The sequence below is a fragment of the Schaalia suimastitidis DSM 15538 genome (assembly GCF_000429105.1).
GTDB classification, from domain to species: domain Bacteria; phylum Actinomycetota; class Actinomycetes; order Actinomycetales; family Actinomycetaceae; genus Pauljensenia; species Pauljensenia suimastitidis.
Genome location: NZ_AUBF01000006.1, coordinates 453,040 through 463,863, shown reverse-complemented (window position 1 = coordinate 463,863; position 10,824 = coordinate 453,040). Strand labels below are relative to the sequence as shown.

The window sequence follows — 10,824 nt, the reverse complement described above, 5'->3', positions numbered from 1 at the left end:
ATACTATCCAATCTGTCAGCATAGAAATATTTCCCTCATTGAATAATGCGGTTAGAGAAGTCGCAATCTCATGAGATCACCTCATTAAAAACAAGGAAAAATCTAATAAACCAACACCTACACAAAGCCTGACCGATTGAAATATATTGCATACGTCTCACCTCATCATCAACGTCGATGACCGGTAATTGGACAGTGTCCTGTTATTACCCAGCAATCATTTATAAGCACCCTTAAGAGCATATGCAGTCGCCAGCAAAGTTCTCAGCGAATCGCAGGAATACACCACCCCTGTACCATCACACGCGGTCCCTTGTGCCACAACAAAGGGTCGCACCAATTGGTGCGACCCTCCAGGACAGTCACTGTCGCCATTTATAGGCTACAGTGCACGTTTTTAGTAGCGAATGAACGCGTCGTAGCCCCACAGCGGACCATAGGACAGTGGCACACCTGGACGACGTGCTTCAATCACCATGCCGTTGCCAGCATAGATACCGACGTGGCCGTAGGCATGCCACACGAGGTCACCTGGCTGCGCTTCAGCGTAGGAAATCTTGGTTCCCGCTGCACCCTGTGCACCTGAGGTACGAGGAATACTGATCCCCGCTAGTGCATAGACATACTGGGTGAATCCTGAGCAGTCGAAACCTGCAGGGGTGGTGCCGCCATAGACATACGGGGTGCCAATGTACTGCATAGCGATGGAAACGATATCGGAGCCAGCACCATTAACAGCAGGAGCCACGTAGTTGGTGGTTGTCGTCGCCACATCGGCACGCACCTCATCGCGAGAGGCTGCCTCAACTGCCTGAACCTCAACAACAGGTTCTTCAGCAACGGGGGCTTCAGCCTCGGCGGTCACCTCGATGGATGGTTCCCACACGATATCGGGCACTGAAACAGTGGCAGGAAGGTTAACGGTCGATACCGTCACGGGCGCAAGCGCTTGTTCTTCAGCGTTTACTGGATCTGCCTGCGCAGCACCACCAACAACGGCGGTCAGTGCCAGACCGGTGACCGAGGCAACGGCGGTCGAGCGCACAGGGCTCATAGATGTGAAGGTTTCAGTCAGCGCGGCAATCGGTGCGACAGGACGACGCACCTTCCGGTGACGCGGTTGGTACTTGGCGTTACTCAAGTGTCTTCTCCTCGTTTGACCTGCGAGGTAAGCTGTCGGATTCGGGCAAGGAGAGCCCGGTCCGGTTTCCCGGACTTCACCCCAAGGCCGTATGGCCAATGTGGTTCCCCCGCGTTGAGCCTCAACGTCCTGCTAATCTCGCGGCTCAACTTCGGTTTGCGAGACCAGAGGCGGCCGATTTCGACCACTGACAACGATAGTAGGATCACCGTGAAATGTCACGCGTTGATAACGACACGTTGGAAACGTCTCATTTACCGGTCTGCTCTTTTTGGGTCTCCACAAAGAAATGTGGGGCCAAAGACATGGGAATGACGACCGCCGGCTGATCTTGACCTCGTTCAACGGCCGCCACAGACAGGATTTTCACCGCATCTGAATTGGCCGCAGAGATTTCCACCTGGGCACCAGGACGAATATCGACATCATCGAATGCTTCAATCACGTCAATTTCGGCTTGTATTGGCTCACCAATGCGAAGCACCGTACATAGCACCGTCGGCGCGTGCCGCACTGCCACTTCCGCCGAAACGCCGTGTCCACGCGTAGCTAAACGCGCCCCGGAAATGGGGATGGGGTTGCCATATGGATCCTTTTGCGGATCTTCAAGTAACTCAAGGAGGCGGTCTTCGACCTGTTTCGACATCACATGTTCCCAGCGGCACGCTTCTTCGTGTGCAGCGCGCCATTCAAGGCCGATCACGTCGATCAGTAGTCGTTCAGCCAGGCGATGCTTGCGCAATACTCCAATAGCAAGTGCACGACCTTCGTCAGTTAATTCGAGGCGGCGGTCGCCTAAGACATGAAGAAGCCCATCGCGTTCCATTCGCCCAACGGTTTGTGACACTGTCGGGCCAGAGTGGCCTAAACGGTCAACAATTCTGGCGCGCAAAGGCGTAACCCCATCTTCTTCCATTTCAAGGATGGTTTTGAGGTACATCTCCGTGGTGTCGATCAGGTCACCCAAGGCGCACTCCTAAGTTGCTGGAATTCGTGCTCGTGCACACAGTATGCGCGACATCGCCACACCACGCGCACTCAGCGCCACCCACGCCTCGTAAATCGCGCCAATCCAGCATATTTGCCAAAGACGTGCTGACAACACTGAGAGCACCCTGGTCGATATCAACAACGCTGGCATGACGAAAAGCGTTCAACGAGCGTCACATCACGCCGCCAATACTCGAGCCACGCTACAGTCACCCTATGGACATCACTCTGCCACCCACGCTCCTTCCGACAGACGGACGCTTCGGCTGCGGCCCCTCACGTATCCGTCAAGCGCAAATTGATGCCATTGCCTCCTCTGGCGTGATGGGAACATCGCACCGTCAAAAACCTGTGAAAGAGGTCGTGGCATCAATTCGTTCTGGGTTGGCGCAGCTATACCGCCTGCCTGACGGATTCGAAGTAGTCCTGGGCAATGGTGGCGCCACAGCCTTTTGGGCCGTTGCCGTCGCGTCCTTGATACGCCATCGCAGCGCTCATGCTGTCTTTGGTGAATTCGGCGCGAAATTTGCTCAAGAGGCTGCGCGCGCCCCTCATCTTCATACGCCAATTATTTCCGAGGCGCCCGCGGGGTCTGTCGCCCTCCTTGACTACCTGGATACTTCCAGCGGCCCGGCTCCGGATGTGTTGGCCCATCCGCACCACGAAACCTCAACGGGCGCACTTTCCCCTATCACAGAGGCAACCGAAGAAGGACAGCTCCTCTTGGTGGATGCCACCTCCATTGCGGGCGGCATTGACGTCGACGTGTCACACTGCGACGCCTACTATTTCGCCCCACAAAAATGCTTCGGATCTGACGGTGGTTTATGGGTCGCCCTTGTCAGTCCAGCCGCAATCGAGCGGGCACGCGAACTTCACACAGCCAGTGACCGCTGGATGCCACAATTTCTTGATTTGTCACTAGCCGTTGACAATTCCCTGAAAGACCAAACTCTCAATACGCCTGCCCTTGCCACGCTGGTGATGATGGAGGAACAAATCCAGTGGATGATTGATTCAGGTGGCTTAGCTGCTATGGAGACACGCAGCCGCGCGGCCTCGTCAATCCTTTATGAATGGGCGGCCGCTTCTGGCGGATTGGTCACACCCTTTGTTGAGCAAGAACAGTGGCGCTCCCCCGTCGTTGTCACCCTTGATTTCGACCAGAGCATCAATGCGTCCACCTTGGCTAGCGTGCTTCGTGCCAACGGTGTGGTGGACGTGGAGCCTTACCGGAGTTTGGGGAGGAATCAGTTGCGTATCGCCACATTCCCAGCAACCAAGGTCGATGATGTGCACGCACTTATCACTTGTTTAGATGAGTTAATCACTGCTTTGAGTTAATGGTTTGCGTCTGTGTGGCGTCGGTATTGCCACATCCACACTGCGACAATGACAACCACCGTCATCGACGGGAAGGCGCCTACTAGCAGCGACCATCGTGCGCCGAAGGTTTCACCAACCCATCCGACGATGGGCGAACATAGTGGGGTCGTGCCAAGGAATACGAGGTTGTACAGTGCCATCACACGCCCCTGGAATTCGGGGGGTGTGGCCAATTGGACCAGTGCATTCGCGGCAGTGATCATCGTCGTTGCCATGATGCCTAATGGCACCGTCAAAATAGCGAAGCTGAGATAGCCTGGGGCCAACGCCATACCCATTTGAATGGCCCCGAAAAGTAAGGCCGCCCCAAGGACGAGGCGGAGGCGTACCCCTGTGCGGCCAGCGGCGACCAGGGATCCTAGCAGAGAGCCAATAGCGGTAGCTGTTCCCAATAGCCCGTAGTCGCCAGCTGCGCGATGGAAGACTTCGGTAGCCATCAGTGCACTGGTCAGCTGGAAGTTAAAACCAAATCCAGCGACAACGGCCACGACAAGCATGACAACGAGGATGTCGTGTCGGCTGCGCACATAGGCAATACCTTGTCGTATTTGTCCGCCTGCACGAGGCAAGGGCGGCGTAGGCGCTAACTCGGTGGTGCGGATTAGGTGCAGCATCACTATGGGAACAGCGCACAGCGTGGCATTAATGACGAAGACCCAGCCGGTACCTACCCAGTCAATGATGATGCCCGCCATTGCTGGCCCCAGCATACGTGCCACGTTAAAGGCGGCAGCATTGAGGCCAACCGCGTTGGTCAGTATGCCAGATGGCACCATGGATCGCACTAACGCTTGACGTGAGGGCATTTCGAAGGCGGAGGTGATACCTGTGATGATGGCAAAGAGGTAGACGTGCCATAGGTGTACCCAGCCGCCAAGGACCAGTAGGCCTAGGGCAAGGGCTGTTGAAGCGTTAATGATTTGGGTGATTTGCACGAGGCGTCGCCGATCGACGCGGTCGGCAACGAGACCAGCCCATGGCGACAGGATCAAGATGGGGAGGAACTGCAGGCCGGTGACAATACCGACTTGTACGCCTGAGTGGTCGGAAAGTTCAGTCAGGACCAGCCAGTCTTGGGCGACACGCTGCATCCACACTGCGGTGCCAGCGAATAGGGTCGCACCGATCCATAGTCGAAAGTTGTAGTGACGTAGCGATGTCACAAGCGATGCCATCATTCTTCACCCCTACCCACTGCCAGCACCATGTTCCTTAGTTCACCACCGGTGCGCATTGCGGCCGACACGCTGGTCTCACAGCCGCTACTTGTATGTCGGCCCCTTGTCGTGCTGAGACAAGCACGCTGCATGCTGCGTCACCTTATTGAATCTATACCTGTATCAAGGTTTGTGCCCCTCAAGACTTACAGTCTTGAGGGGCACTGAGTCCATATTCACGCTATTGCGTCACAGTCCAAGGGCCTGCTGGATGGGACCCATCACGAAATAGAGAACGAATAGGAAGGAGGCAAGCCACATCAGTGGATGAACCTTGCCGCCTCGCCCTTGGGCGATCTTGATAACCGTGTAGGTGATAAAGCCAATGCCGATGCCTACGGTGATGGAGTAAGAGAAAGGCATGAAGGCAATGGTGAGGAAGGCGGGGATTGCGATATCTGGCTTGAGCCAGTCGATCTCCAGGACCTGCATCATCATGAGGAAACCGACGAATACCAACGCTGTTGACGCGGCTTCCGTGGGAACCAAAGCAACGAGAGGCGCCAAGAAGGTCGACAGCAGGAAGAGTACGCCGGTGACCACCGAAGCCAAGCCGGTGCGTGCACCTTCACCCACGCCGGCGGAGGATTCGATATAGGAGGTATTAGAGGAAACGCCACCTGCACCACCGAAGATTGCGGCAAGCGAGTCAACGAAGAGGATTTGCTTCGAACGTGGAGGATTGCCTTCTTTGTCCAGCAGCTTGGCTTCGCCACCGATGGCCACCATTGTGCCCATGGTGTCGAAGAAGTCTGCGAGCATCAGCGAGAAGATCATCAGGACAACGGCAACAGGACCCAGTTTGGTGAACGCACCAAACATGTCGACTTGGAGGAGTGTGCCAAAGGATGGTAGCTGCAGCAGCGAGCTAGAGATCTCTGGGACCGTTTGCCCCCAACCGGTCGGATTGGCAACCTTACCATCAACGTACATCGGCGGAATGTGAAGGACCGCTTGGAGAATAATCGCCAGAGCGGTCGAGCCGAGCAGGCCAATGAGGATCGCGCCCTTGACCTTGCGGACGTATAACACGATGGTCAGCAGCAGGCCGACCACGAAAACAACGGCAGGCCAACCAGCAAGCGAGCCGTTAATGCCGAGTTGGACGGGTGTGCCACCGGGGCGGATGATACCGGCGTTGACCAGACCGACGAAGGCAATGAACAGGCCGATACCCACAGAAATAGCGGTTTTAAGTTGCAGCGGCACTGCACGGAAGACCGCTTCACGGAATCCTGTGAGGACCAGGAGGGTGATGAGGATACCTTCCCACACGATCAGACCCATGGCTTCTTGGTAGGTCAGACCTGAACCGAGAACCAGGGTGAAAGCCACCATAGCGTTCAGGCCCATACCGGCAGCCAGTGCCAGTGGGAAATTTGCCACCAAACCCATGAGGATCGTGACAATGCCGGCCACCAATGCGGTGCCGGCAGCAATATCTTGGAAGCCAAAGGTGGAGTTTTCACCAAGGGCATTGGACAGGATGATCGGGTTGACCACCAGGATGTAGGCCATGGCGAAGAAGGTGACGAAACCGCCACGAACTTCCTGACCGATGGTGGATCCGCGTTCGGAAATGCGGAAGAACTTGTCGATGGGATTGACGGGCGCTGCGCTCTGGGATCGAGCGGTCTTTTGCTTAGTGCTCACGTCACAATATCGTGCCTGTTTTTCCTTACCTCACGCAAGGAGCGCCACCAGATGGTGAGAAAAGAAGGGCAAGGGTGCCCAATCTCACTTTTTCGCCAGGCTTTCAGACTCAACCGTGAAATCGTTGACCCGGGAGGGTCGCACTGTCCATTCCGATGGTGCCTTCGGCGCATCTGTTTCGGAATGTGCACCACAACTATGGTCCAGGCTCACGACTCTGCCGTCATCCTGGGCCCATTCATTGGCGCACACACCGAAAAGGTTGCGCATCGAGCCACTCATCGCAACCAGGAAACCGCAACCAGAACAGGTATCTTTCGGTCGACGCCCACGCCTAGGGCCCTGTTCAGAGGCGTACCACCGCGTGGCCGCCTGAGAAATACCTTCGGCAGACAAAACGCGGATACGTCCAAGACCCACTTCGGGGATCTGCACGATATCGGCATCATCTGACACATGCTGATATGCCTGTTCGAGGCGTTCGTCGTCACCTCGGTACGGGACCGTGTCATCGCGACCATAGTCACCTGGCCGTAAACGCTGTTCCCACGGCACCCATTCAGGAGCGAGCAGCGCACCCTCGCCTGGCATCAGGTCCACTTCACATACGGTGACTGCTCGAGCGCGCGGAACGCGAGCCACTGTCACCGCCCAGCACCAACCGACATACCCTGGATCCGTGGAGGCGAAAAGATGTGTGCCGAGGCGCTCACCGTCCATGCGGAAGCCCACATGCTCACCGATGTATTCACTCCGTGCCACGGTGAGCGCAGCCTGCCTGGCCTCGTCAATTGCCGAGGCCAACACCGAATCTTCACGCTGTTTACGTGCCGCGGGCGCCTTAGGCATCAAAATCCTCGGCTACTGCGCGCAACACCTTCGCGATTTTGGCGGCGTTATCAGGGTATTTGCCGTGACGCAGCGGCGTGGAGGAAGCGTCAAGAAGCTTAATGAGGTCTTCAACCACCGGCACCATTGCTTCAGGCTTGCGGCGCTGATTGCGCGCCACTGACGGTTGTTCTGCCAGTGGGCGCACAGATAATGCCTGCGGACCTTTACGTCCGTCGGCAACCCCGTATTCCACGCGCAGTCCTTTGCGTGGGTTGGGCAGATTCTCTGGTAGCGCCGAGGCGTGCAGGAAAACCTCGACACCGTCGTCGCCGCCGATAAAACCGAAGCCGCGTTCAGCGTCGAAGAATTTGACCTTGCCGGTGGGCACGTCTGAGACCTCCATGTGTGGGAACGGCCCCGGAAATGGGGCCTGGTGCCTATTGTACGGGCCACAGTCAAACTATGCTGCTTCAGCACGCACTTTCACGCGCAGTCTACGCCTTTGGCTGTGAATAGTATGTCGTCCTCGTCGCAGCATTTGCTCGTGGCACGTAGGCTTATCCTATTGGCAGATATTGTGTCGCTGGGAGGCTTTGTGACAAGCGTAATTATCGCTATCGCTGTGATTGGGCTCGTTGTCCTGATCGTTGCGGGTATTGCAATTGGTATTGCGTCGCGCAAGACGACGCAGGCAAGCATCCAAGCCCAGCAGCAGGACCACAGTGCCTACGAGGCGCAGGTTGATGTGGCCAGCCAACGGCTTCTCACTGCTGATGAGACGGTACGTTCAGCCAGTGACGAACTTGATTTTGCGCGCGCCCAATTCGGCGTGACACAAACACAAAACTATGCGCTTGCTCTTGAAAACGCTCGCACCGCAGTCATGCAGGCCTTTTCAGTTCATACGAGACTGCAATCTCAGACACTCCCCCATGAACGCGCCTCCAGTGCCAACGAAATAATTGGCTTACTTGACCGCGCTATGCCGCCGCTGATGCGCGAACACAAACAATTTGTCAACCTGCGGAATAAGGAAGCCAGTGTTGGTGACCAACTACGCGAGGTACGCACCCTGGTTACTGAAACTGCCACGCGGTTACCTGCTGTTGACGTTGAATTGGACGCATTGGCGGTGACCCACTCGCGTGAGGCCATTGCCTCCCTTGAGGACAATCCCGGTCAGGCACGCGCATTACTGGATTCTGCGCGAACCGCCTGCGATCGCGCTGAAAGTCTCATCGACTCTGACCGGGCCTTAGCGTTACGGTCTTTGGAAACGGCGCGGCGCGCAGTGGCTATGGCAACGCAGCAGATCGATGCCGTACTTCGCGCATCCGACGACTTGTCACGTGCACACGATCGTCTGACCGAAGCCATTGCCTCGCTCACCTCCGACCTGTCTGATGTCACCACCTTGGGTGCCGATCAGACTGCCTTTGCTCCCCTGGTAGCTGATGCGCAGGCAGCCATTGAACGTGGGCGTATGGCACGCCAAGGTCAGGGGGATCCGTTGGCAGCACTTGAGGCCTTGTCCAATGCGGAAGAAGCTATTGATGCGGCGCTTGAGCCTTTGCGTTCACGTAGCCAAAGTGAGGAAAAAAGCGCGTCGATGGCGCGCAGGCGTCTTGACGAGGCGACAGCAGCCGTTGATCGTGCACGTGCCTTCGTGAATTCGCGGCGTGGCCTGGTATCTCTTAACGGTCGTTCAGCATTGAGTAACGCTGAGGTCTACCTCAACTCTGCTCGCGCGATGGTTGATTCGAATCCTTCTGCGTCTATCCGCGACTCGGAACGCGCATTGTCCTATGCCGACCAGGTCATGTCCACGCCGCTTCACTCTGAGAGTGGTTTGGGTGATTTCGCTAAGAGTAATGTTGGCGCAATGGTGGGAGGCGCCGTGCTTGGCGCTGTACTCTCAGGGGCGTTAGGCAAAGCAGATTTTGACTTCGACCTTGACCATATTGGTGGCGGTTTCCTCGACGGCTTCGACTTTGACTGAGCATTTTTTCGGTTTTGTCCTCCTTTTGTCCGTCGGCGCATTACCCTGTGGCTATGGACGTAAATATGGATTCAAAACAAGAAATCACCTATTTGGTAATCGACGGCGAAAACATCGACGCCACCTTGGGTTTATCGGTCCTCGATCGTCGACCTAACCCTGAGGAACGGCCACGCTGGGATCGCGTCATGCAGGCGGCCTCCGAATACTGGGAGCAGCGTACTTCAGGTCTTTTCTTCCTCAACGGTTCCTCAGGTTTCCTGCCAATGGGCTTTGTTCAGGCTCTTACCGCCATGGATTACCGGGTGATCCCACTGTCGGGCCCTGAAGATATCAAGGTTGTGGATGTTGGTGTGCAGCGCACGCTTGAAGCAATCTCTCAATTGGAATCAGGTTCAGTGATTTTGGCCAGCCACGACGGGGATTTTGTCCCTCAGGTCGAGGCTCTCCTTCGTTCAGGACGCAAAGTCGCGGTGATGGGTTTCCGAGAGTTTATTTCCAGTCAGTTGCAGGACTTGCAAGAGTTCGGGTTGGAAATTATTGACCTTGAGTACGACGTGGAGGCCTTCCAAGTGAAGTTGCCGCGCCTGTGCATCATCGACGTTGACGACTTCAACCCCTTCGATTTCCTGTAGAAGGCGGTGGTACCGGCTTTGGTGGCCGTATCCGAGGGTCCTTTCCCACCGAGATCCTTTTCCGCGCATCGTACTAAAACAAATGGCGGATTTTCATGGAACTACGTCCTGAAAATCCGCCATTTTTAGGCCTGTGAGACGACCCTATGGGCTGTTTACTGCCCATAGCATCATGCCGTGGGCATTTCCATTCAGCCCTGTTGCTTAAGAGCAGCCAGGCGCGCCTCGATTTCAAATTGCGAGGAATCCGTTTCAAGCTCGGCAAATTGCGCATCAAGTGACGAAGCGGCAACCTCTGCACGGCCTTGAGCCATAGCCTCTGTGCGTCGCACGCGATCTTCGAAGCGTGCAAGTTCGGAAGTAGGATCGAGGACGTTGATCGAGGCAACAGCTTCGCTGACCTTTACTTGTGCTTCGGCGCTCTTTTGACGTGCAACAAGTTGGTCACGCTTGGCGTTGAGTTCTTCGAGCTTGCTCTTCATCTGAGCCAGTCCGACTTTGAGTTTTTCAACGATTTCGGTCTGGGATGCAATCAGTGGTTCTGCGTCACGGGCTTCATTTTCGTACTGGATCTGCTTGCCCAGAGCGACGCGGGCAAGGCCGTCCCATTTGTCGGCCTCAGCAATATCGCCCCCAGCGCGTGCAGCATCAGCCTTGGCGGATGCTGCTGCCGCTTTGCGGCCCCAGTCTTGGGCAGCAGCGACATCTTCAGCGTGGTCTTTCTCTGCCAAACGCAGGTTGCCAACTGTTTGAGCAACCGCAGTTTCAGCTTCGATAATGGAATTGCGGTAGTCACGGATGAGCTGGTCAAGCATCTTCTGCGGATCTTCCGCGCGATCAATCAGCGCATTGATATTGGCCTTAGCCAACTGTGCGATTCGACCGAAGATGGTTTGCTTTTCTGCCACTGGTTCTCCTTGGTGGTAGAGCGTTAACAACACTTTGAGTTTACTGGTTCATTCCACCTTGTGC

Annotated in this window: 10 protein-coding genes and 1 riboswitch; of the genes, 3 read left to right on the top strand and 7 right to left on the bottom strand. The window is 56.0% G+C overall.

The window, feature by feature from the left end; translation table 11 throughout:
- Window positions 1–397: 397 nt before the first annotated feature.
- Both G438_RS0102055 and G438_RS0102050 read right to left on the bottom strand, forming a co-directional pair.
- Entirely contained in the window at window positions 398–1,141 is a 744-nt protein-coding gene (locus tag G438_RS0102055; protein ID WP_026459946.1) for a C40 family peptidase, read from the bottom strand.
- Window positions 1,142–1,143: 2 nt separating this feature from the next.
- Window positions 1,144–1,272: riboswitch (cyclic di-AMP (ydaO/yuaA leader) on the bottom strand.
- Between the two features lie 119 nt (window positions 1,273–1,391).
- Window positions 1,392–2,108, bottom strand: a complete 717-nt coding sequence (locus G438_RS0102050) for a metal-dependent transcriptional regulator (protein ID WP_026459945.1) — start codon at window positions 2,106–2,108, stop codon at window positions 1,392–1,394.
- Window positions 2,109–2,347: 239 nt separating this feature from the next.
- Between G438_RS0102050 and serC the strand changes: the two genes are divergently transcribed.
- A complete protein-coding gene (gene serC, locus G438_RS0102045; protein ID WP_026459944.1) occupies window positions 2,348–3,475 on the top strand; it encodes a phosphoserine transaminase in 1,128 nt (375 codons plus the stop codon).
- Here the strand turns inward: serC and G438_RS10325 are convergent.
- From G438_RS10325 to G438_RS0102025, 4 genes are all read right to left on the bottom strand, one after another.
- On the bottom strand, window positions 3,472–4,695 hold the full coding sequence (locus tag G438_RS10325) for an MFS transporter (protein WP_051259200.1): 1,224 nt from the start codon (window positions 4,693–4,695) through the stop codon (window positions 3,472–3,474). The two genes, serC and G438_RS10325, sit on opposite strands and share 4 nt — an antisense overlap.
- Before the next feature lie 228 nt (window positions 4,696–4,923).
- Window positions 4,924–6,387: an NCS2 family permease gene (locus tag G438_RS0102035; RefSeq protein WP_026459943.1), complete on the bottom strand. Its 1,464-nt coding sequence runs from the start codon at window positions 6,385–6,387 to the stop codon at window positions 4,924–4,926.
- A gap of 84 nt (window positions 6,388–6,471) precedes the next feature.
- Entirely contained in the window at window positions 6,472–7,236 is a 765-nt protein-coding gene (locus G438_RS0102030; protein WP_026459942.1) for a DUF3027 domain-containing protein, read from the bottom strand.
- A complete protein-coding gene (locus G438_RS0102025; protein WP_026459941.1) occupies window positions 7,229–7,606 on the bottom strand; it encodes a cold-shock protein in 378 nt (125 codons plus the stop codon). Before G438_RS0102025 ends, G438_RS0102030 begins: the two co-directional genes overlap by 8 nt.
- A gap of 156 nt (window positions 7,607–7,762) precedes the next feature.
- Here G438_RS0102025 and G438_RS10320 point away from each other — a divergent pair, with 156 nt between their 5' ends.
- Together G438_RS10320 and G438_RS0102015 are read left to right on the top strand one after the other, a co-directional pair.
- Window positions 7,763–9,217 carry a coiled-coil domain-containing protein gene (locus G438_RS10320; protein ID WP_131245709.1) on the top strand — a complete coding sequence of 485 codons (1,455 nt, stop codon included), beginning with the start codon at window positions 7,763–7,765 and terminating at the stop codon, window positions 9,215–9,217.
- A gap of 65 nt (window positions 9,218–9,282) precedes the next feature.
- Window positions 9,283–9,852, top strand: a complete 570-nt coding sequence (locus G438_RS0102015) for an NYN domain-containing protein (RefSeq protein ID WP_026459940.1) — start codon at window positions 9,283–9,285, stop codon at window positions 9,850–9,852.
- Window positions 9,853–10,043: 191 nt separating this feature from the next.
- Here G438_RS0102015 and G438_RS0102010 read toward each other — a convergent pair whose 3' ends face one another.
- Window positions 10,044–10,760: a PspA/IM30 family protein gene (locus G438_RS0102010; RefSeq protein ID WP_026459939.1), complete on the bottom strand. Its 717-nt coding sequence runs from the start codon at window positions 10,758–10,760 to the stop codon at window positions 10,044–10,046.
- Window positions 10,761–10,824: the final 64 nt, after the last annotated feature.